This is a genomic window from Flavobacterium ginsengiterrae (assembly GCF_039539785.1).
In the GTDB taxonomy this organism is placed as follows: Bacteria; Bacteroidota; Bacteroidia; order Flavobacteriales; family Flavobacteriaceae; genus Flavobacterium; species Flavobacterium ginsengiterrae.
Genome location: NZ_BAABDU010000007.1, coordinates 438,388 through 459,883 on the forward strand (window position 1 = coordinate 438,388; position 21,496 = coordinate 459,883).

Genomic DNA, 21,496 nt, shown 5'->3' on the forward strand with positions numbered 1-21,496 from the left:
CCTGAAACCTGAAACAAAAAAACTTGAAAAATTTATGCTGTCGATAATAGATAAATACATTTTAAAAAGATATCTGGGAACTTTCTCGGTTATGCTGCTTTTGTTTGCGCCAATCGGGATTGTTATTGACGTTTCTGAGAAAGTAAATAAAATGCTGGAAAACAAAATTCCGTTTCCGGATATTGCTTTCTATTATTACAATTTTACAATTTATTTTATCAATTCGCTTTTTCCGATATTCTTGTTTTTATCGGTAATTTGGTTTACTTCAAAATTGGCTAATAATACAGAGATTATTGCGATTTTGAGTTCGGGAATTTCATTTACGCGATTTTTACGACCTTATATTATAGGAGCAACAATTGTATCTATTTTTGTTTTGCTAATGGGATTTTTTATCGTTCCTGCAGCAAGTGAAGGCTATAATAATTTTAGGTACACTTACCTTAAAGGAAATGGGAAACAGCTCATGCGAGGTGAAAATACCAATGTTTTTAGACAAATTAACGACCACGATTTTATTTTTGTAAACAGTTTTAACGAAGAATCTAAAACAGCTTTTAATTTTACATTAGAGCATTTTGAAAAAGAAAAACTGACTTATAAAATAACGGCAAGTCGTATAAAATGGGATCCGAAAAAGAAAATCTACACTTTATATGATTATACAAAAAGAACACTTGGAGAGTTAAATGATGTTATTGAAAAAGCTCCGGAAAAAAACGTAGCGTTTAAATTTGAACTGGCCGATTTGACTCCAGTAGTTTATATCGCCGAAACTTTAACTCTTGGAAAACTTATTGATTTTATTGATAAAGAACAAAAAAGAGGTTCTGGAAATATAAATACCTATTTAGTTGTACTTTATAAAAAATACAGTATTCCCGTTTCTGCTTTTATTCTTACTATTATTGCAGTATCAGTTTCTGCAATGAAACGCCGAGGCGGAATGGGAATGAATCTTGCCATTGGTATTGCCATTGCTTTTTCATTTGTGTTTTTTGACAAAATTTTTGGTACTCTTGCCGAAAAATCTACTTTCTCACCCTTATTAGCTGTTTGGTTTCCAAATATTGTTTTCGGAATTCTGGCAGTTTATTTATTACGTAATGCGAAACGATAATTTAAAAAGCTATTTAAATCTTCACTTAATTGTTTTTATCTGGGGTTTTACAGCTATTCTAGGCGCTTTAATTACTATTGATGCCGATAATTTGGTTTGGTACAGAATGCTTCTGGCCATGATTTTTCTTGGCGGATTTATAGCCGTAAAAAAACAATCTTTTAAAGTCCCTGTAAAAGAACTTTTTAAACTCATTTTTGTAGGTTTATTGATTGCATTACACTGGATTTTCTTTTTTAAAGCGATTCATGTTTCCAATGTATCCATAACACTTTCGATATTTTCATTAGGCGCTTTTTTTGCGTCACTGTTAGAACCGTTATTTTATGGAAGAAAAGTACTTTGGTATGAAGTTTTTTTCGGGCTTATTATAATTGCCGGGTTAGGATTAATTCTACAGGTTGAAATAAAATATCTTACAGGAGTTTATTATGCGTTGGCAGCCATTATTTTAGGCGTATTATTTACATTAATGAATGGAAAACTGATTTCAGATCATGAGCCTTCAGTAATTACATTTTATGAATTTGGCGCAGGAGTTTTCTTTATTTCTGTTTATTTTTTATTTCAGGGAAAATTCACTGCAGATTTCTTTCAATTATCTCTAAATAATTGGATTCTTTTATTGATTTTAGCATCTATTTGTACGGCTTACGCGTTTACAGCTTCAGTAAAAGTAATGCAGCGTTTGACACCTTATACAGTAATGTTAACCACTAATTTAGAGCCAGTTTACGGGATTGTTTTAGCATATCTTATCTTAGGAGGGAAAGAAAAAATGAGTGTGGAATTTTACATCGGGGCAGTAATAATTATTATAACAGTTATTCTAAACGGTGTATTTAAACATTATCAAAACAAGAAAGCAAACTTGTAATAGTTTACTTATTTTTAAATTGCATTTTTATACTTTAAATAACAATTAACTTCGCCAATGATATAATATTTTTATATTTGCGGTTCGATTTACAAACAAAATTCAAAAATCCATGGAATATTTAGATTTTGAGCTTCCAATTAAAGAACTTGAAGAACAGTTAGAAAAGTGCGTTATTATTGGAAAAGAATCTGACGTTGACGTAACCCCAACGTGCAAGGAAATCAACAAGAAATTAGAGCAGACTAAGAAAGATATATACAAAAACCTTACGGCTTGGCAGCGAGTACAATTGTCAAGACATCCAAACAGACCTTATACTTTAGACTATATCAAAGCAATCTGCGGTGATACTTTCCTTGAACTTCATGGAGACAGAGGTTTTAAAGATGATAAAGCAATGGTTGGCGGTTTAGGTAAAATCAACGGACAATCTTTTATGATTGTTGGCCAGCAAAAAGGTTATAATACAAAAACACGTCAATACCGTAATTTTGGTATGGCTAACCCAGAAGGTTACCGTAAAGCTTTGCGTTTAATGAAAATGGCAGAGAAATTTGGTATTCCGGTTTTAACTTTAGTAGATACTCCGGGTGCATATCCAGGACTTGAAGCAGAAGAAAGAGGGCAGGGAGAAGCTATTGCTAGAAACATTTTCGAAATGGTTCGTCTGCAGGTGCCAATTATTACGATTATTGTAGGTGAAGGAGCTTCTGGAGGAGCTTTAGGAATTGGTGTTGGAGATAAAGTTTATATGTTAGAAAATACTTGGTATTCTGTAATTTCTCCAGAATCATGTTCTTCAATTTTATGGAAAAGCTGGGAGTACAAAGAACGTGCTGCTGAAGCTTTAAAATTGACTTCATCTGACATGAAAAAACAAAAATTAGTTGATGATGTAATTCCTGAACCACTTGGCGGAGCACACTACGACCGCGAAACTACTTTTAAAACAGTAGCAGAGTACATTACTAAAGGATATAATGAATTAAAAGACTTATCAACAGCCGACTTAATTGCCCAGAGAATGGACAAATACAGTAATATGGGCGAGTATAAAGAGTAAATTCATATTAAATGATTAAAAATCCGAAGCCCTGCGGTTTCGGATTTTTTTTTGGTTATGAACAAAAAAAACATATTTATAAACAACACAATAGTTATAACTAGATAACAATTTTTTTTCAAATTTTGTTACTTTCGCTATATGGAAAATTTCAAGAATGTAAACCCTGTTAAGGTAGATAAAACCACTATTATTAATCTCGAAAAAGGTAAACTCCCTCCGCAAGTTATTGATTTGGAGGAAGCGGTTCTTGGTGCGATGATGATTGATAAAAAAGGGGTAGATGATGTAATTGATATTTTACAGCCGGATGCTTTTTACAAAGATGCACACAAACACATTTTTGAAGCAATTTTACAGCTTTTTACAGAAACACAGCCTATAGATTTGCTGACTGTTTCTACGCAGTTAAAGAAAAATGGAAAGTTAGATTTAGCAGGAGGAGATTTTTATCTTATTCAGCTTACACAGAAAATTGCATCTTCTGCCCACATCGAATTTCACTCGCGTATCATTCTTCAAAAATTCATTCAAAGAAGTTTGATTAGAATTTCTTCTGAAATTATTGAAGAATCTTATGATGAAACTACAGATGTATTTGATTTGCTAGATAAAGCTGAATCTAAATTATATGAAGTAACACAAGGAAATATTAAACGTAGTTCAGAAACTGCTCAAAGTTTGGTTCTTCAGGCAAAGAAACGTATTGAAGAAATTGCTGGTAAAGAAGGTTTGAGTGGTGTTGCTACTGGTTTTGAAAAATTAGATGAAGTAACCTCTGGATGGCAGCCTTCGGATTTGATTATTATTGCAGCACGTCCTGGTATGGGTAAAACGGCTTTCGTACTTTCGATGGCGAGAAACGTTGCTATTCAGTTTGGTCATGCAGTTGCTGTTTTCTCTCTTGAGATGGCATCGGTACAGTTAATTACCAGGCTTATTTCTTCTGAAACAGGATTGTCTTCAGAAAAATTAAGAACAGGTAAACTTGAAAAACACGAATGGGAACAGCTAAGTACTAAAGTTAAAGATTTAGAAAAAGCGCCATTATTTATTGATGATACGCCTTCACTTTCGATATTCGATTTACGTGCAAAATGTCGTCGTTTGGCTTCGCAGCACGGAATTAAATTAATTATTATTGACTACTTGCAGTTAATGACCGCGGGAGGAAGCGGAAAAGGAGGAGGAAACCGTGAGCAGGAGATTTCGACAATTTCCCGAAACTTAAAAGCTTTGGCAAAAGAGTTAAACGTTCCGGTAATTGCACTTTCTCAGTTATCACGTGCCGTAGAAACCCGTGGATCTAGTAAACGACCACTTCTTTCGGATCTTCGTGAATCTGGTGCGATTGAGCAGGATGCCGATATTGTATCATTTATTTACCGTCCTGAATATTATAAAATTGAAGAATGGGATGATGATGAAGCATCGCCAACAGCAGGTCAGGCTGAGTTCATTATAGCCAAACACCGTAACGGTGGACTTGAGAATATTCGTTTAAAATTCTTAGGACACTTAGGTAAGTTCGACAACCTTGAAGACTTTACAGGCGGTTATGATGATTTGCCTTCTAAAATGAATCATGACGATAATCCATTTATTACTAAAAACCTTCCATCGGCAAATGAAGCATTTGGAAGTAACTTAAATGATGACGACGATGACAGCGATGTTCCGTTTTAATCAGAATAAAAAATCTTTAAAAAAAACCTTTGTAAGTTTGTTCTTTCAAAGGTTTTTTTCTTTAATAATTACATATTTGTACTTATAATTTTATACGATAATATTTCCTACATAAGAATTAATTCGGTAGTTTCGCTAGACCATAAACAAATTAACTAATATTAAATTCTTAAAAAACTATGAGTGAAGAAGCCTTTCCAGAAGCTGTTCAAATTCCTTTGTCCTTAGCCAAAGAGTGGGAAAAAAGGTATCAGGAAAACACTACTCCTGAAGATCCTAAAACCAAAGTAAAATCATTTTTAATTCCAAGAGAGTCTTTAGAAAAAGTTTTAAAGCTTGAAACAGAAGTTGTTCGTGCTTGTCTTGCTATTAATGACAAAGACGAAAGAACGTTGCTTTTCGTTGGAGCCAGATTAGACAAAGAGACTGGTAAATACATTGATGTTTACGGAGAAGGTTCATCTTATGCAAGAGCTGCTGAAGATACAGAAGCTGAAGAGGTAGTTTATGACGGAATACGTCCTAGTCCGCCATTTTAAATTTATAAACAGTATATAAAATGATTGATTTTTTAGTATACTCAACTTATTTTGTACTGTTAATAAACTTAATAGCTTATTCATATAGCTTTTTCCGAAAGGAAAAAGCTAATGTTTTTTTTGTTTATTATTTGCTGTTTTCATCTGTAATGCAATTTACAATGGAGTTGTTATATCACCTTGGAAAAACAAATTTAGTGGTGGTAAATATTTTTTTTGCTGGGCAAATGGTTTTACTTGGCACTTTTTATAACTCGTTGACACAGATAAAGAGTCAAAAAATATTCATAAAAATTAGTTTAGTTGCTGCACTTTTAGTTTTAGCTGTGCAGTTTTTTATAGATTCTACACAGTTTCTTAAGTTTAACTTATTTGAAATTACGCTTACCAATCTGCTTACGGTAGTTTTTGCCTTGTTCCACTTTTACAATATGCTTACTGAAAATAAAACATACTACTATATAAGTGTTGGACTTGTTCTTTATTTACTAGCAAGTACTGTTTTATATTTAATTGGAAATCTTTCTATAGGACTTAGTGATGACATCAAACTTTTCACTTGGATATTGAATAGTTTTTTAGTTTTGGTTTATCAATTATTTATTTTGTTCGAGTGGATAAAAAGTTTTTCAAAAAAAGCATTTTTAACCCAATAATTATTTCTGTAATACTTTGATATGAATACGCATTCCATTCCCGAAAAAGAATTAGTAGCTATAATATTGTATATTTCCCTCTTTTTTATAATAGTTGCGGTTATTCTAATCGTATTCTTCTATTTTTCAAGAAAAAAGATTATTCAAAAAGAACTTGAAAAAAGAGATTTGATATTGCAGTATCAAAAAGAGCAGTTACATGCCGTTTTACATATTCAGGAAGAAGAACGTAAACGTATTGCACAAGATCTTCATGACGATATAAGTTCTAAGCTTAATATTGTTTCTCTTAATACTCATTTGCTTTCGGCACCAAATTTAACGGTAGAAGAAACAACAGAAATTACGGATAATATTATTAACCTAACAGCAAAAGCTTTAGAAAACTCAAGGAAAATTGCGCATAATTTATTACCTCCGGTTTTCGAAAAGTTTGGTCTTCATGCCGGCGTAGAAGAATTATGCGGAGAATTTGAAAGCAGTAAATCAGTTAAAACGCATTATGTAAATGAAATTGATTTTGATGAAAAAGATATCGATCGTCATTTGCATGTTTTTAGAGTACTGCAAGAGTTAATGAACAATTCGCTTCGTCATGGAAAATCAGATAAAATCTGGATTAACTTTAAAAAAGACAATGAATTTAATACTTGTTTTTATAAAGATAACGGAATTGGTTTTGACAGTGAAGATTTTGAAAATTACCGAGGTTTAGGAATGAAAAACATCAACAGCCGTATTTCTTTTCTGGACGGAACTATCAGTTTTGAATCGGAAAAAGGAAAAGGAGTTGAAGTAATTTTTACTTTTTAAGTTAAAATATGAAATTTACATCAATAAAATAAGGCTTTTTGGCTTTTTTTGATTCATATTTCGTACTTTCGAAATACCAAACGACCAAAAACACATGAAATGAATGCCAATATTAAAATTGCTTTAGTCGACGACGAAGTTTTATTTCGGAAAGGAATTTCTTTTTTATTACAAAGAGAAGAAAATATTGAGATTGTTTTTGAAGCTTCGAACGGAGAAGATCTCGTAAATAAACTTCTTGAAAATGAAATTAAACCTGATATTATTATCATGGATTTAAAAATGCCGGTTTTAAATGGTGTCGAAGCAACAAAAATAATCCGAAAATCTTTTCCTGATATAAAAATCATAGCACTTACAAGTTATGATTCAAAATCTTTTATTGCGAATATGATTCAGGTAGGAGCTGTGGCTTATTTAATTAAAAACACTACTCCAAAAGATTTAATTAAAACGATTAATGAAGTTAGTAAAAAAGGATTTTATTATAACGAAAGCGTCCTGAAAACAATTCAGGAAACAATTGTTTCTTCAAAAAATTCAAAAGGAAATCTGGAAACAAGCTTTCTTTCTCCAAGAGAAATTGAAATTCTACAGCTTATTTGCCAGCAAAAAACAACTTCAGAAATTGCAGAACATCTTTTTTTAAGTCCAAGAACCGTAGAAGGGCATCGAAACAATCTGCTTCTTAAAACAGAATCCAGAAACATTGCAGGTTTAGTCGTGTATGCAATACAAAATGATATTGCTGTTTTAACACTTTAGCTGCCACTGGTTAAAAACTGAATAGATAAAACATAATAGGCAATTATGGTTACTACAAGTACACATAAGCCTATTTTTTGCATTATATTTAAGCCGCTCGGCTGAGTTTTATTTTCATTAAACTTCATAGTTCTTTCTTTATGTAGATTAGTTTTATGATTCAGGATTTCAAATGTAAGTAGAAAAAATAGTACAAAAACAAGTAAAAATACCTGTTTTTGTAAATGATATAGTCAATTTTTGCAGTATAGAACTTTAACGTTGTTATAAATGTAAAACCTTAAGATCGGTTATGTTTTTAAGGTCTTCCTCATTATCTTTACTAAAATATTTTTTTGATGAAAAAGAGTTTAGTGTACATTTTTTTGCTGATATTTTCATTACAAATGAAAGCTTCGTTTCTTTTACTTCCAATGGACGAAACTACACAGCAAAATCATCTTAAAGCATACGGAATAACATATTGGTGTTTAAGCAGGGATTATAAAGCAAGCTGGTTGTTAAATTATCGCGGCGGTTCCTTTTTACTGCCTGATGCTGAAGAAATAAGAAAAGAATGTAAAATTAGAGGTGTTAGTTTTGAAGTACTTTCAGACAGCGAAGAAGCTTCTATTTTAAATGATATTTCGAGTCCTTCGCAAAACATGGAATCAGTTATTTTGGAAAAAGCACCAAAAATTGCGGTTTATACTCCAAAAGGAAAACAACCGTGGGATGATGCTGTAACTTTAGTTTTGACTTATGCCGAAATTCCATTTACGCCCATTTATGATGAAGAAGTTTTAAGCGATCAGCTATTGCTTTATGACTGGCTTCACTTGCATCATGAAGATTTTACCGGACAATATGGTAAATTTTATGCCGCATATAAAAATACTCCATGGTATATAGATCAAAAAAGAGATTCGGAGGCTTTAGCTGCCAAACTTGGATATTCTAAAGTTTCGCAGGAAAAAGGTGCCGTTGCCAAAAAAATCAGAGATTTTGTTATTGGCGGAGGATTTATGTTTGCGATGTGTTCTGCAACAGATAGTTTTGATATTGCTTTAGCAGCTGATGGTGTTGATATTTGCGAAACGATGTTTGACGGAGATCCAAGTGAATCGAATTATCAGGCAAAATTAAATTATGGAAACTCATTTGCGTTTAAAGATTTTATTTTAGAACGCAGACCAGAAGTTTATGAGTTTTCAGATATTGATATGACAGGAAAACGCAGAGTTCCTATGGAAAAAGACTATTTTACCTTAATGGAATATTCAGCAAAATGGGATCCAATTCCCAGCATGTTATGTCAAAATCATACACAATTGGTAAAAGGTTTTATGGGGCAGACTACTTCTTTTAATGAAACCTTGATAAAATCGAATGTTTTAGTAATGGGAACTTGTGAGCTAAATGGCGAAGCAAGGTATATTCATGGTGAAAAAGGAAAAGGAATGTTCACTTTTTTTGGCGGACATGATCCTGAAGATTTTCAACATCAGGTAGGGGATCCCCCTACAGTTTTGGATTTGCACCCTAATTCTCCGGGATATCGCTTGATTTTAAACAATGTTTTATTTCCTGCAGCTAAAAAGAAAAAGCTTAAAACATAATTTAATTCAAAGAAAATTCGAACCAAATAGGTATATGATCTGATATTTTTCGGGCTTCCTGAAGAGAATTATAATTATTATAAAATAAAACTGTTCCTGAATTGGCGAATTTTAATGCATTTGGTTTGTAGAATATATTATCAAATTCTGAAGCCAGACAGTTTCCTGCTTTGCATTTTTGTTTTAAAGTTGTTTTCTGCTTTTGAAAAACCGAAACATATCCCATTTTTTTCAATGGATTAAAAACGGTATGTGATTCCGGACAGTTAAAATCTCCAGCAAAAACCAAATTTAAATTTGGATATTCCTGTGGCAGGAACTTAAAATATTTAATTTCTGTTTCGGGTTGTTTACTTTTTGTTATGGCATGAAAATTAACAAACGTCACCGTTTTTTTATTTACTTCAAAAGTTGCAAAGTACGGTTCGCGGTCTATCTCTAAATGATATTTTTTTTCAAGCCAAGGTTCGCCTTTTAGCTTTACTTTACTTGTTTTCCAAAGAAAAGCATAGCGTTCTTTCTTGTAACTGTCTCCACTTGTGGGATTACTTATTGTAAAATCCCATTTTGAACCTTTTTCGTTTAATATTGAAGCCAGTTTTGCAACTGCCTGCGCACCGCCGTAACCCGCAACAACTTCCTGAATAGCAACAATGTCGTATTCTTGTACGGTTTTGGCAATAAATGTTAAAGAGATTTGAGATTTTGATTTACCAAAGTTTTCCAGATTCCAGGATATAAATTTGGTTTGCGAAAAGGCTTGTAGTGTAGTAAAAAGGAATAAAAAAAGATAAAGCGTAATAGTTCTCATTAAGTATCAAAATCTCCAAATATAAGCATATAGATTTCTTTTTTTATACTTACTTAAAATTAATGTTTCTTGTACCTGTTTTTTAATGCAGTTCCAATAATTATAATCTGCAAGACCAAAAGAGCAGGAATACAGATTAATTTCCAATCGATTTCCAGCCAGCCCGTTTTTTCAGAAACAAGGGCAAAACTTACAGAAAGAAAAAGACATAACAGCATTGTTTTCATAATAATTCTATTGTTGGGTGTGTTGATCTTGGTAATGGGATCAAACTTATATTTAGGTTTCATTAGTTACTAGTTTTATACAAAATTAAATGTATATACAAGTATTTCCTTACGGGAAACCGTAACGGAAGTGTTAAAAATTTATACCAAACCAAAGTCTTTTGCAATGGCAATTAAATGCACATTGTTGTTTGCTTTAAAATATATTTTTAATTTATTAATTCGTTTTTCGATACTGCTGGTTCCATTTGGTGTGATTGATTTTTCTTTAAACTCATTTGAAATGTTTTCTAATATGTAACCTTTTGCCAAAAGAGATAAAATAGAAATATCATACGATTCGATTTCTATCAGCGATTTATCATTAAAATTGAAGTTTAAGTCAGATGAAAGAATTCTTTCTTCGTTTTTAAACGTTTTTTCAAGAGCAATTCTCAACTCTTCAATACTGTTTCTTCCTTTAGAAACGTATGCATTTATTCCTAATTCATCAAAAAGAGTTTTAATGCGATAAGATTTATCTTCAATAGAAAATACAATTTTCTTTAATTGAGGTTGTACCTTATTAATTGCTTCAATTAAATCATCGCCGCTTTCAATATTTGCTTTTCGATGATCTGTTTTAAATGATAAATCAGTAATCAGTAAATCGTATGGTTCTTTTTCATTTAAAGCTTTTTTTACTTTTAATAATCCTTCATCACAATATTTAACATGGTCGATAACAGGAATATTAAGCTCTTCAAGAACCTTAACAACTGCAATACTAATACTGTCTAAATCTTCTGCAACTAAAACTTTCTTAAACATATTAATTGTTTTATAATGGAAATGTGAAATTTATTTTGAAACCATTTTCTGTATAATTGGCAAAATTAATAGTTCCATTGGTAGTTTTAATACGGTTTTCCACATTTTGCAGATCATTTTTTAAAATTATTCTGTCATTTTGGCTTTTAATCCCGTTGTCAGTATAGGTTAAAGTGATGTTTTTCTCTATAATTTTAAACGATAAAACAATAACACTCACATCATTATATTTTTTCATTATATAAAATAACTCTTGTAATATTCGATAAATAATAATCTTTTTATTTTTATTGATTTTGTTCCATTTTATAGAATCTAAACCGTTTACAAACATGTTTAGATTTTCAGTTTTAAAACCGGATATCATTTCTTTTAGATCAGATGCGTATTTTTCATCAGTAATAATAGAGCTGTTTTCTCTCGAAATTTTTCTGGTTTGATTATAAATTTCATCTAAACTGTTTAGGAAATGGTTCTTGTTTTCACTGTTTTCTAAATCTTTGCCTTTTGCAAAAGCGAGGGTATTTTGTACAGTAAGTGTAAGTTCATTCTGAAGTTTGTTTGAAATTCTCCTTTCGCTTTCTAAAATGGCTTCTTTCTTTTCTTTATTACCTTTAATAGATAAATAAAGAGGCAGAAGTAAAAGAGCGCCTAATATAAAAGCAATTACAATATAAGATATAAGATTTCTATTTTTATGATACTGTAGTTGTAGTTCATTTTCAGCTTGTTCGGCTTTTAGTTTCAGATTTTCCTCTTTATCTGTTTTAGATTCGTATTTAATTATTGAAAACTGATTTTTTGCCTGTTTTCTGCTGGACATTATGCTGTCGATTATTTTTACATATTCTTTAGAATATTGTTCGAGTTCTTTTCCACCTGATTTTTTAATTAACTCTGCAAGAGAATTAGCTTTAAATGATGCAGACTTTGATTTGCAAGAAGAAATGTATTGCATTTCGGTGTACTTTTTGGATAATTTAGGATTGGTTTTAGAATAAACCATTGCCAAATTTCCATAAGTGCTCACTAACTCATAATCTTGTTTTTGGCGTAACTGTATTTTGAGACTTTTTTTAAAACAGTCTAACGCTTTTGGGTTTCCAACTTTGTAATAACAATATCCTATGGTGTTTAGCAATAAAGAATAATCATTATCAGTTTTTGTAGAATCACTTTCATGTCTAATTTTCTTTACGGTTAAAGGCTCCAAAATATCAATTACTTCTTTATATTTTTTTTGTGCTGAATAAATTAAAGCTATATCAGTAATTATAACAGTTTTTTTATATGGAGTTTTAGCAAGTCTCAGTGCCTTTTTATGATATATTAGCGCATTGTTATAATCGTAAGTAAAATAATAATTATAGGCTAAAATTGTATAAGTGTTGTAAGTAAACTTAGGTTTGCTTGTCTTTTTTAAATGGGGAAAAACTTTTAATAAGGATTCTTCGCAGGCAATAAAATTGCCCATATTCTGATATAGATTTGCAATAGACAATTCAGAATATACGTAATCATCTGCGTAATCATCTATAGGATCACAAAGATCAATTGCCTTTTTATAGAAAAGGTAAGCTGTGTCGTAACTTGACCTGTCAAAAAAAACATCAGCTTTACCGATATACTTTTTAATTTCTAGTGAATTATCTTTTTTCTTTTGCTCTACAGCTTTAGTTTCGTTTTGGTTTGATTTGTATAGAAGTATTGCTCCAGCCAGTAAAATGGTTAGAAAGATTAAAATATATTTTAAAAATATTCTATTTTTTATAAAGTATAATATCTTCATAATTACACAGGAATTTTAAAAGATATTTTAAGCCCTTGTTCTGGAGCCGAATCAAAATAAGTTTCTCCATTAATATTTGAAATTCGATTTTGAATGATTGTCAGGCCGTTTTTATTTATTTCATTAATAGAAATCCCTTTGCCGTTATCAGTGTACTTAATGATTAATTTTCTTTCTGTTATTTTAAAGTTAATGCCAACTAATGTTGCATCGCTATGTTTCTTCATATTTAAAAAAACTTCCTGCACGATTCTGTAAATAACTATTTTTTTATGTTTATCAATTTTTACCCAGTTAATATCGTTAAGGCCGTTTATTAAAATATTCACATCAGATGTTTTAAACTGAGATATCATGTTTTTTAGATTGTCAATATATCTTCTGTCTGTTATGATTTCACTGTTCTCCCTGGAAATATTTCTGGTTTTTGCGTAGACATTGTTTAAACTTGAAAGAAATTTTTCTTTGTTTTCAATGTTATCTAATTCATGATTTTGTGCAAACATTAATATGTTATGAATATCATTAGTAAGCTCATTATGTAATTTGTCTGAAATGTGCATTTCACTTTTTAAGACAGCTTCATTTTTTTCTTTTTTACTCTTAGCAGTTAAATAATAAGCAAGGAAAAGTGATACAAGAGCGACAATGCCTATAATTACATATAAAATTGTACTTCTGTTTTTTTGTATCTGAAGTTGTAATTCTTTTTCAGTTTTTTGATTCTTGAGTTCTAAATTTTCTTCTTTATCTTTCTTTGAATCATAAATTATATTGGCAAATTGATTTTTAGCTATTTTCATACTGTTAGCTGTACTGTCAACTAATCTTATATAAGCTTTCCAGTGTTTTCTTGTATTTTGTACATCATCAGCTTCAATTAGATTTCCTAAAGTTGTAATTTGCTCTGCCATAGATTTTGATCTCTTAGAGCAATCATACGCCTTTTGAGCATTCATCATTTTAAGTTCTGGATTGTCGTATTTTTTATAGTACAAATACAGAGCATAATAGTTTGGGATTAACTCAAAATCATTGCCTGATTTGAGAGTCAATTCCAGACTTTCATTAAAACAGTCCAAAGCTTGTTTTTGATGATTTCCAAGACGTAAATAGCTTAAACCTAAATGGTATAACTTAGACGCTCGTTCTGCATGAGTATTTAAGGGAACTACTTTATCTATAATAGTTCGTTTAGTTAATGGCTCTAATAAATCTATTGCTTCTTTGTACTTTTTTTGCTGCACATAAATAAAAGCGATGTTAGATATTTCAGATGACTTTCTAAATGTAGAAACTGCATTTTTTAAAGCTTTTCTATAGCAGTTTAATGATTTTTCATAATCATAAGTACGATAATAATTATATCCTAATGATGAATAAGTATTAATGGTAAATTTTGGCTGACTTGTTTTCTCTAAATAAGGGATCGCCTTTGTAATCATAGTTTCTGCCTCATAAAAATCACCGTTTTTTTGTAAAATGTTACCCATCATGACCGATGAATGAACAAATTCATCAAAATGTTCAATTTTTGGCTCACATAATAATTTTACTTTATTAAAATAAAAAAAACTGCTGTCATTTTTCCCTGAATTAAAAAAGTCATTAGCTTTTTCCTGCAGCATTTTTATTTCGGCAGTATTATCAATTTTTTGTACAATGTTTTGCTTTTTCTTTTCACATGAAGTGAATAAAAAAAGTAAAACAATGGGCAGAAACAAAATTTTGATAATAGAAGAAGTTTTCATTTTTTAAATTAAAAGGCTGCTCTTAAATTGGGATTTTTATTAAAACTTTGAATCCTTCATTTGGTGCAGAAGTTATATCGATAGTTCCTCTAATCTTTAAAATTCTGTTTTCTACATTATAAAGACCATTTTTAAAAATGATTTTCTCCATATCAATGCCTTTTCCATTGTCTGAGTAATGAATCAAAATACTTTTTTCTATTTGTTTAAAATTGACCCCAACTACAGAAGCATCACTATACTTACGCATATTGACAAGTAATTCCTGTAAAACTCTGTAAATAGTAATTTTTTTGTTTTTATCGATTTTAGTCCACGAAATAAGATCCAGCCCGTTTAAAATCAAATTGATTTGTATTGTACTGAAACCTGAAATCATTTCTTTAAGAGATGAAATATAATTTTCATCGGTTATAATAGAAGAGTTTTCTTTTGAAATATCGCTCGTACGCGAATAAATCACTTCAAGATTATGAAGTAATTGCTCTTTATTTTCTGCTAATGATAAATTTTTGTTTTCGGCAAAAGCCATAGTATGATAAATATCGTTAGCTAATTCGTCATGTAGTTTTTTAGAAATACGGGTTTCACTATTGTAAGCTGCTTCAATTTTGTCTCGATTAGCTTTTGATGTTAAGTAATAATACAAGATTAAAATCAGGCATAAGCTTAAAACAATTATGATATAAGAAATAATGTTTTTGTTTTTCTGCCTCTCCAGATTTAGTTCATTTTCGGCTTTATGAGTTTTCAATTTTAAGTTTTCTTCTCTTTGAAGTTTAGAGTCATATTTTATTCTCGCAAATTGGTTTTTTGCTTTTTGTCTCACTTCAAAAATACTATCAACTAGAATGATGTATTTTAGAGCATGTTTTTTCAATTCTGGATTTGGACTATTGTTTATTATAAGCTTAAGTGCAGACATTCTTCCATCGATATCATTTGCCAGAGTATATTTCTCATAACTCATGGTCATGTATTTTTTAGCTGAATCAGAATTTTTATTTTGATAGAAAAGAGCCAGATTGTAGTAGCTTTTGGCTATGTCTTCATTATCTTTTAATCGCATTCGTATTTGAAGAGCATAATTTAAAAAACGATATGCTTCAGAATTGTCTGATGAATAGTGAGAATAACAATGACCAATTCTGTCAAGTATCTCAGCATGAAATTTTGGTTTGCTTTGTACTTCTTTTTCATCTGTAAGCGATAATAAAATTTGAATGGCTTCTTGATATTTATTTTCTGCTATTAAAACTTCGGCTATGTTTTTCTTTGATTCAATATTTTTAAACTTATTAATGTTTAAGTCTAAAGCTTTATTGAAATACCTGCTGGCTTTTTTGAATTGATACGTGTTTAAATAATTAATCCCTAGATATGTGTATGTGTACCAAATTTGCTCAGAATCTCTGATTAGCTTTAAATATGGTAAGACTTCTTTGAGTGTCGTTTTGCTTCCAATAAAATCATTTTGATTTTGCTGTAAAGCTGCCATAGCGTTTGTTGTAGCGATATATGCTTCAGGATTTGTTTTTGGATCACATATAGATTTCACTTCATTAAAATAATAAAACGCACTGTCTGTTTTATGGTTGTCGAGAAATGACTTTGCTTTTATAGTGAGAGATAAGATTTTTTCCTTTCCTGGCTTAGAATCGTTAAATGCATGGTCTTTTTTCTTGCAGGCAGAAAGAGTTAAAAACAGTGCTAAAAAGCAGAAAAAAGGGGCATTTTTTGATATCATGCGCCAAAAATAAAAAATCTGAATTCCTGTGAAAGAGTATAAATACCTGTTTTTGTAAAATGTGATTTTTTTAATTTTTCAGGTATTCATTTACAGGTATATACAAACAAACCCTCACATGGAGGGTTGTTAAAGTTTTAAAATGTTGTAAATTAATACTTATAAAGCTAATTATACGGCTCTTAGCCCTGTTGTAATTGCTAATCTGTTCCATGAATTAATGGTAATGATTGCTAAAATGATTTCAGCAAGATATTTATCGTCAAATAAACGGGCTGCATTTTGATAAACTTCGTCAGAAACATGATTGCCAATTAAGGTTACCTGTTCAGTTAAAGCTAAAATGGCTTTTTCTTCTTCTGTATATACATCGGCTTCACGCCAAGCACTTGTTAAGTAGATTCGCTGTTCCGTTTCTCCTTGCTTTCTGGCATCTGCAGTATGCATATTAATACAAAATGCACATCCGTTTATTTGAGAAGCACGAATTTTAATTAATTCTTTATGGGTTGATGTTAATGATGTAGTAGAAATATATTTTTCTAAATTCATTAAGGCTTGATAAGCTTGTGGAGCAACTTCTGGAATAATAATTCTTGATTTCATTTTGATATGTTTTTAAAGTTTGATACAAAGTTCTGCTAACTATAACTTAAAAAACTTGAACTACTTCAAGAAATTAAAATCAGATCTTTCCAGCTCTTATTTTGCTCATAAATTCGGCAGAAAAATCTAAATAGGAAGCAATCATATATTGAGGAACACGTTGTACAAATTCTGGGAAATGATCGTTAAAATGATGATATCTTTCTTCTGCCGACATTGTGAACAAGAACTTAATTCGCATTTGCATAGCACCAAAACTTTTTTGCGATACAATTCTAAAGTATCTTTCCAGCTTCGGAATTTCAATTAATATAGGTTCTAATATGTTTTTTTCAATTGAAATAATTTCGCAATTTTCAACTGACTGAATGTAAAAATGCGATGGAGTAGTATTGTGATAACTTAAATAATCTGTAATCCACCAATTTTCAATTGCAAATTGAAGCGTTTGTTCGCTTCCTTTTGGATTAATAATATACTGTCTGGCACAGCCTTTAGTTATAAAATATAATGTATTGCAAACTTGGCCTTCTTGTAATAAATGCTCTTTCTTTTTTATTTTAGAAATTTTAAGGCTTGCTTCCAGGATTTTGATCTCTGAAGGTTCCAGCGTTATGAATTTCTGTATATGATTAAAAAGAGGTGTAAACATTTTGAATGCTGTTTTAAAAAGTGTTTTAAAGATAAAACACATTGTTGTAAAAACAAAAAACCACTCGCGTTAACGAATGGTTTCTTTATGATAAGTAAGTAATCTTAAATTGAGTTTATAAAACGTTTATTTTACTTTATTAAGAATAGCTTTGAAAGCTTCTGGGTGGTTCATAGCTAAATCTGCAAGAACTTTACGGTTCAATTCGATTCCGTTAGCTTTAACTTTCCCCATGAATTGAGAATAAGACATTCCTTCTAATCTAGCTCCAGCGTTAATACGTTGAATCCATAATGAACGGAAATTTCTTTTGTTTTGTTTTCTATCGCGGTAAGCGTAGCTCATCGCTTTCTCTACTGCATTCTTAGCAACTGTCCAAACGTTTTTACGTCTTCCAAAGAAACCTTTGGCTTGCTTCATTATTTTTTTTCTTCTTGCTCTTTTAGCAACTGAATTTACCGATCTTGGCATAATTTTAATGTGTTTTTGTAGCAGGCGTCCTGAATTGAATCAAAGGAACTTCAAAGCCATACTCCAAGGTTATATAAATAATTTTTTAACCTAAAGAATTATTAGATAATTCTTAATTGTTGTTTAATGCTTTTCATATCTGTTTGGTGAACTAGCGCTGAGTGAGTCAAAGCTAATTTACGTTTTTTAGATTTTTTAGTCAAGATGTGACTTTTAAAAGCATGCTTTCTTTTAATTTTTCCAGAGCCAGTAACTTTAAAACGTTTCTTAGCGCTAGATTTAGTTTTCATTTTAGGCATTTTTCCTAGTGTTTTAATTTATTCTTACTTACTTATATTTTTAGTTTCAGATTTAAAGTTTCAGGTTGAGTTAAAAACTGTTTACTGAGACTGTCAACTGAAAACTATTTTTTCTTTTTAGGAGCAATGAACATAATCATTCTCTTTCCTTCAAGAACCGGCATAGCTTCAACTTTACCAAATTCTTCTAAATCTGTAGCAAGACGTAATAATAAAATCTGCCCTTGATCTTTATAGATGATAGAACGACCTTTAAAGAAAACAAATGCTTTTAATTTAGCTCCTTCTTTTAGGAACTTCTCAGCATTCTTTCTTTTAAATTCATAATCATGCTCATCTGTCTGAGGACCAAAACGGATTTCTTTTACTACAACCTGAGATGATTTAGCTTTTAATGCCTTATCACGTTTCTTTTGTTCGTAAACAAATTTCTTGTAATCCATGATTTTACAAACCGGCGGTTCAGCATTTGGCGAAATTTCAACTAAATCCAATTCAAATTGGTCAGCTAAACGTAGCGCGTCAGCGATTTTAAAAACCCCAGGTTCAATGTTTTCACCTACAAGACGTACTTCAGGAACACGAATAAGATTGTTTATTCTGTGTGCATCTTTTTTTTCTACTCGAGGTTGAAAACCTCTGTTACTTTTTATTGCTATGACTTTCTAATTTAAGTTAAACTGTAAATACTTTTAATGTCTTTTTTATTTCTTCGTCTACAATCGAAGCAAATTCTTCGATAGAAACTGTGATGTTTCCTTTTCCTTCCTGACCGTGACGACGAATAGAGATCGTACCGTTTTTCTCTTCTTCCTCACCTACGATAAGCATAAATGGAATTTTCTGCATTTCTGCATCTCTAATTTTCTTACCGATAGTTTCATTTCGGTTGTCAATTAGGGCGCGAATTTCGTGATTTTCTAGCAAATCTAAAACTTTTTTGGCATAATTTTCGTATTTCTCGCTCAAAGACAAGATAATAGCCTGCTCAGGCATAAGCCAAAGTGGGAAATTTCCTGCTGTATGCTCAAGTAAAATTGCTATAAAACGTTCCATAGATCCAAAAGGAGCTCTGTGAATCATAACAGGGCGATGTAATTCATTATCAGCACCTTTGTATGTTAATTCAAAACGCTCAGGTAAGTTGTAATCTACCTGAATTGTTCCTAACTGCCATTGTCTTCCTAAAGCATCTTTTACCATAAAATCCAGTTTTGGACCATAAAAAGCGGCTTCACCATATTCTACAACCGTATTAAGACCTTTGTCTTTTGCAGCATTGATAATAGCATTTTCGGCTTTCTCCCAGTTTTCATCTGTACCAATATACTTTTCTCTGTCTTCTTGGTCTCTTAAAGATATCTGAGCAGTAAAGTTTTCAAAACCTAACGAACCAAATACATATAATACTAGGTCAATTACTTTTTTGAACTCTTCATCTAATTGTTCCGGAGTACAAAAAATATGTGCGTCATCCTGAGTAAAGCCTCTTACACGAGTCAAACCATGTAATTCACCAGATTGCTCATATCTATATACAGTACCAAATTCAGCATAACGTTTTGGTAAATCTTTATATGACCAAGGTCTTACATTGTAAATTTCACAGTGATGAGGGCAGTTCATCGGTTTTAATAAAAACTCTTCACCTTCTGCTGGAGTATGAATTGGCTGGAAACTGTCTGCTCCGTATTTAGCATAGTGACCAGAAGTAACATAAAGCTCCTTTTGACCAATATGCGGGCTCACAACTTGCTCGTATCCAGCTTTCTTTTGGGCTCTTTTTAAGAATTGCTCCAAACGATCTCTTAAAGCAGCTCCTTTTGGTAACCATAAAGGTAAACCTTGACCCACTTTTTGAGAGAAAGCAAACAGCTCAAGTTCTTTTCCTAATTTACGGTGATCACGACGTTTTGCTTCCTCAAGAAGTTCAAGATATTCAGTAAGATCTTTTTGTTTAGGAAAAGAAGTTCCGTAAACACGAGTTAACTGTTTATTCTTTTCGTCACCTCTCCAGTAAGCACCCGCAACACTCATGATTTTTACAGCTTTGATAATTCCAGTGTTCGGAATATGACCTCCACGACATAAATCAGTAAAAGTAGCGTGATCACAAAAAGTAATCGTTCCGTCTTCAAGATTCGAAATCAACTCCGTTTTGTAAACGTTGTCTTTATACATTTCTAAAGCTTCTGCTTTAGATACCGGACGCATTTTGAAATCGTATTTTCCTCTTGAAATTTCAAGAATACGATCTTCGATCTTTTTAAAATCAGCCTCAGAAATTTTCTGATCTTCAAAATCGACATCATAATAGAAACCATTAGCAATTGCAGGCCCTAGAGTTAATTTAATTCCAGGGTACAACTCCTCAAGAGCCTGAGCCATTACGTGCGAAGTAGAGTGCCAGAAAGCTTTTTTACCTTCAGCATCATTCCAAGTATATAAAATAAGATTACCGTCGGTCGTTAATGGAGTCTCGGTTTCAATAGTTGTACCATTAAAAGATGCAGAAATAACATTTCTTGCAAAACCTTCGCTAATGTTTTTAGCGACCTCCATTGGAGTTACGCCCGAAGCGAACTCTCTAATTGACCCATCGGGTAAAGTAATCTTGATCATTGTTTATAATTTTGTGAATGCAAATATACATGATTACTAAAATACATACAATATATATGTACAAGTTTACTTTATTATATATAAGAGTAGTTTCGTTCTATTATATATAATAGTAATTCTCATTTTTAAACCCGACAGATTTTCAAAACCTGTCGGGTTTATTATTTCTACATATAATATGTAGTATATATGTAGAAGATTATTTCAATCTCAATTTTCTTTAGACACATACAATGGTCCGTCTAATTGTAGAGACGCACAGCAGTGCGTCTACACAGCGTAATTCCGGTTAGTTTGGAATTTGAGATTTAAAAAATGGATTATAATATTAATAAGGAGCTTAATCCCGCTATGCGCTCCAATCTTTTTATGTCGAACCCCGCCATAAAAAGGATTTCCGCTTCTATCGGGGCTAGGGCTAACGGTTTTCAAAAGAAGTTTTTGTATGCATTTAGAATAAAAAGACATTTAAAACCTGAAAACTCCGCAAAAACAACAAAGGAAAAGAGGCAGAAATTGCCAAAATCACAGCCGTACAAGGAAAAAGCTTACAGAGAATCAAAAAAAGCGAAATTGTAAATAAGCTGT

The 21,496-nt window shown here is 31.4% G+C and carries 22 protein-coding genes; 10 read left to right on the forward strand and 12 right to left on the reverse strand.

Going from position 1 to position 21,496, the window contains the following annotated elements; genetic code table 11:
- The first annotated feature begins 34 nt into the window (after positions 1-34).
- From ABD859_RS21420 to ABD859_RS21460, 9 genes are all read left to right on the forward strand, one after another.
- Positions 35-1,123, forward strand: a complete 1,089-nt coding sequence (locus tag ABD859_RS21420) for an LptF/LptG family permease (protein ID WP_345146751.1) — start codon at positions 35-37, stop codon at positions 1,121-1,123.
- Positions 1,110-2,000 (forward strand): DMT family transporter, encoded by an 891-nt coding sequence (locus ABD859_RS21425; RefSeq protein WP_345146754.1) that lies wholly within the window; start codon positions 1,110-1,112, stop codon positions 1,998-2,000. Before ABD859_RS21420 ends, ABD859_RS21425 begins: the two co-directional genes overlap by 14 nt.
- A gap of 112 nt (positions 2,001-2,112) precedes the next feature.
- Positions 2,113-3,066 (forward strand): acetyl-CoA carboxylase carboxyltransferase subunit alpha, encoded by a 954-nt coding sequence (locus ABD859_RS21430; RefSeq protein WP_345146756.1) that lies wholly within the window; start codon positions 2,113-2,115, stop codon positions 3,064-3,066.
- 141 nt (positions 3,067-3,207) lie between these two features.
- Positions 3,208-4,752 (forward strand): replicative DNA helicase, encoded by a 1,545-nt coding sequence (dnaB, locus tag ABD859_RS21435; protein WP_345146758.1) that lies wholly within the window; start codon positions 3,208-3,210, stop codon positions 4,750-4,752.
- Positions 4,753-4,931: 179 nt separating this feature from the next.
- A complete protein-coding gene (locus ABD859_RS21440; protein WP_345146759.1) occupies positions 4,932-5,291 on the forward strand; it encodes a hypothetical protein in 360 nt (119 codons plus the stop codon).
- A 20-nt stretch (positions 5,292-5,311) separates the two neighbouring features.
- Positions 5,312-5,947, forward strand: coding sequence for a hypothetical protein (locus ABD859_RS21445; protein WP_345146760.1), 636 nt, complete (start codon positions 5,312-5,314; stop codon positions 5,945-5,947).
- 21 nt (positions 5,948-5,968) lie between these two features.
- Positions 5,969-6,760: a sensor histidine kinase gene (locus ABD859_RS21450; RefSeq protein WP_345146761.1), complete on the forward strand. Its 792-nt coding sequence runs from the start codon at positions 5,969-5,971 to the stop codon at positions 6,758-6,760.
- Positions 6,761-6,859: 99 nt separating this feature from the next.
- Positions 6,860-7,525, forward strand: a complete 666-nt coding sequence (locus ABD859_RS21455; protein WP_345146762.1) for a response regulator — start codon at positions 6,860-6,862, stop codon at positions 7,523-7,525.
- Positions 7,526-7,863: 338 nt separating this feature from the next.
- Positions 7,864-9,123, forward strand: coding sequence for an asparagine synthetase B (locus ABD859_RS21460; protein ID WP_345146763.1), 1,260 nt, complete (start codon positions 7,864-7,866; stop codon positions 9,121-9,123).
- 1 nt (position 9,124) lies between these two features.
- Here ABD859_RS21460 and ABD859_RS21465 read toward each other — a convergent pair whose 3' ends face one another.
- From ABD859_RS21465 to thrS, 12 genes are all read right to left on the reverse strand, one after another.
- Positions 9,125-9,934, reverse strand: a complete 810-nt coding sequence (locus tag ABD859_RS21465) for an endonuclease/exonuclease/phosphatase family protein (RefSeq protein ID WP_345146764.1) — start codon at positions 9,932-9,934, stop codon at positions 9,125-9,127.
- Between the two features lie 59 nt (positions 9,935-9,993).
- Positions 9,994-10,224: a hypothetical protein gene (locus tag ABD859_RS21470; protein WP_345146765.1), complete on the reverse strand. Its 231-nt coding sequence runs from the start codon at positions 10,222-10,224 to the stop codon at positions 9,994-9,996.
- Between the two features lie 78 nt (positions 10,225-10,302).
- On the reverse strand, positions 10,303-10,971 hold the full coding sequence (locus ABD859_RS21475; RefSeq protein ID WP_345146766.1) for a DNA-binding transcriptional response regulator: 669 nt from the start codon (positions 10,969-10,971) through the stop codon (positions 10,303-10,305).
- 10 nt (positions 10,972-10,981) lie between these two features.
- Complete coding sequence (locus tag ABD859_RS21480; RefSeq protein ID WP_345146768.1) at positions 10,982-12,760, reverse strand: ATP-binding protein; 1,779 nt, start codon at positions 12,758-12,760, stop codon at positions 10,982-10,984.
- A gap of 2 nt (positions 12,761-12,762) precedes the next feature.
- Positions 12,763-14,511, reverse strand: a complete 1,749-nt coding sequence (locus tag ABD859_RS21485; protein ID WP_345146769.1) for a tetratricopeptide repeat-containing sensor histidine kinase — start codon at positions 14,509-14,511, stop codon at positions 12,763-12,765.
- Positions 14,512-14,533: 22 nt separating this feature from the next.
- Entirely contained in the window at positions 14,534-16,069 is a 1,536-nt protein-coding gene (locus tag ABD859_RS21490) for a tetratricopeptide repeat-containing sensor histidine kinase (RefSeq protein WP_345146771.1), read from the reverse strand.
- Between the two features lie 360 nt (positions 16,070-16,429).
- Positions 16,430-16,864, reverse strand: a complete 435-nt coding sequence (locus ABD859_RS21495; RefSeq protein WP_345146772.1) for a carboxymuconolactone decarboxylase family protein — start codon at positions 16,862-16,864, stop codon at positions 16,430-16,432.
- Positions 16,865-16,943: 79 nt separating this feature from the next.
- Positions 16,944-17,516, reverse strand: coding sequence for a Crp/Fnr family transcriptional regulator (locus tag ABD859_RS21500; protein ID WP_345146773.1), 573 nt, complete (start codon positions 17,514-17,516; stop codon positions 16,944-16,946).
- Between the two features lie 126 nt (positions 17,517-17,642).
- Positions 17,643-17,987, reverse strand: a complete 345-nt coding sequence (gene rplT / locus ABD859_RS21505) for a 50S ribosomal protein L20 (RefSeq protein ID WP_008464948.1) — start codon at positions 17,985-17,987, stop codon at positions 17,643-17,645.
- A gap of 101 nt (positions 17,988-18,088) precedes the next feature.
- Complete coding sequence (rpmI, locus tag ABD859_RS21510; RefSeq protein WP_026727505.1) at positions 18,089-18,286, reverse strand: 50S ribosomal protein L35; 198 nt, start codon at positions 18,284-18,286, stop codon at positions 18,089-18,091.
- Between the two features lie 104 nt (positions 18,287-18,390).
- The gene (gene infC / locus ABD859_RS21515; protein ID WP_425554263.1) at positions 18,391-18,945 is read right to left on the reverse strand and encodes a translation initiation factor IF-3; all 555 of its coding nucleotides are present in this window, start codon (positions 18,943-18,945) and stop codon (positions 18,391-18,393) included.
- A gap of 16 nt (positions 18,946-18,961) precedes the next feature.
- Positions 18,962-20,908, reverse strand: coding sequence for a threonine--tRNA ligase (gene thrS / locus ABD859_RS21520; protein WP_345146774.1), 1,947 nt, complete (start codon positions 20,906-20,908; stop codon positions 18,962-18,964).
- Positions 20,909-21,223: 315 nt separating this feature from the next.
- Between thrS and ABD859_RS21525 the strand changes: the two genes are divergently transcribed.
- Positions 21,224-21,487 (forward strand): hypothetical protein, encoded by a 264-nt coding sequence (locus tag ABD859_RS21525; protein ID WP_345146775.1) that lies wholly within the window; start codon positions 21,224-21,226, stop codon positions 21,485-21,487.
- Positions 21,488-21,496 lie beyond the last annotated feature (9 nt).

What these genes read in the sequence shown, in the direction of transcription:
- ABD859_RS21420 (WP_345146751.1), top strand. Translation starts at nt 35, where the DNA reads ATGCTGTCGATAATAGATAAATACATTTTAAAAAGATATCTGGGAACT.
- ABD859_RS21425 (WP_345146754.1), top strand. Translation starts at nt 1,110, where the DNA reads ATGCGAAACGATAATTTAAAAAGCTATTTAAATCTTCACTTAATTGTT.
- ABD859_RS21430 (WP_345146756.1), top strand. Translation starts at nt 2,113, where the DNA reads ATGGAATATTTAGATTTTGAGCTTCCAATTAAAGAACTTGAAGAACAG.
- dnaB (WP_345146758.1), top strand. Translation starts at nt 3,208, where the DNA reads ATGGAAAATTTCAAGAATGTAAACCCTGTTAAGGTAGATAAAACCACT.
- ABD859_RS21440 (WP_345146759.1), top strand. Translation starts at nt 4,932, where the DNA reads ATGAGTGAAGAAGCCTTTCCAGAAGCTGTTCAAATTCCTTTGTCCTTA.
- ABD859_RS21445 (WP_345146760.1), top strand. Translation starts at nt 5,312, where the DNA reads ATGATTGATTTTTTAGTATACTCAACTTATTTTGTACTGTTAATAAAC.
- ABD859_RS21450 (WP_345146761.1), top strand. Translation starts at nt 5,969, where the DNA reads ATGAATACGCATTCCATTCCCGAAAAAGAATTAGTAGCTATAATATTG.
- ABD859_RS21455 (WP_345146762.1), top strand. Translation starts at nt 6,860, where the DNA reads ATGAATGCCAATATTAAAATTGCTTTAGTCGACGACGAAGTTTTATTT.
- ABD859_RS21460 (WP_345146763.1), top strand. Translation starts at nt 7,864, where the DNA reads ATGAAAAAGAGTTTAGTGTACATTTTTTTGCTGATATTTTCATTACAA.
- ABD859_RS21465 (WP_345146764.1), bottom strand. Translation starts at nt 9,934, where the DNA reads ATGAGAACTATTACGCTTTATCTTTTTTTATTCCTTTTTACTACACTA.
- ABD859_RS21470 (WP_345146765.1), bottom strand. Translation starts at nt 10,224, where the DNA reads ATGAAACCTAAATATAAGTTTGATCCCATTACCAAGATCAACACACCC.
- ABD859_RS21475 (WP_345146766.1), bottom strand. Translation starts at nt 10,971, where the DNA reads ATGTTTAAGAAAGTTTTAGTTGCAGAAGATTTAGACAGTATTAGTATT.
- ABD859_RS21480 (WP_345146768.1), bottom strand. Translation starts at nt 12,760, where the DNA reads ATGAAGATATTATACTTTATAAAAAATAGAATATTTTTAAAATATATT.
- ABD859_RS21485 (WP_345146769.1), bottom strand. Translation starts at nt 14,511, where the DNA reads ATGAAAACTTCTTCTATTATCAAAATTTTGTTTCTGCCCATTGTTTTA.
- ABD859_RS21495 (WP_345146772.1), bottom strand. Translation starts at nt 16,864, where the DNA reads ATGAAATCAAGAATTATTATTCCAGAAGTTGCTCCACAAGCTTATCAA.
- ABD859_RS21500 (WP_345146773.1), bottom strand. Translation starts at nt 17,516, where the DNA reads ATGTTTACACCTCTTTTTAATCATATACAGAAATTCATAACGCTGGAA.
- rplT (WP_008464948.1), bottom strand. Translation starts at nt 17,987, where the DNA reads ATGCCAAGATCGGTAAATTCAGTTGCTAAAAGAGCAAGAAGAAAAAAA.
- rpmI (WP_026727505.1), bottom strand. Translation starts at nt 18,286, where the DNA reads ATGCCTAAAATGAAAACTAAATCTAGCGCTAAGAAACGTTTTAAAGTT.
- thrS (WP_345146774.1), bottom strand. Translation starts at nt 20,908, where the DNA reads ATGATCAAGATTACTTTACCCGATGGGTCAATTAGAGAGTTCGCTTCG.
- ABD859_RS21525 (WP_345146775.1), top strand. Translation starts at nt 21,224, where the DNA reads ATGGATTATAATATTAATAAGGAGCTTAATCCCGCTATGCGCTCCAAT.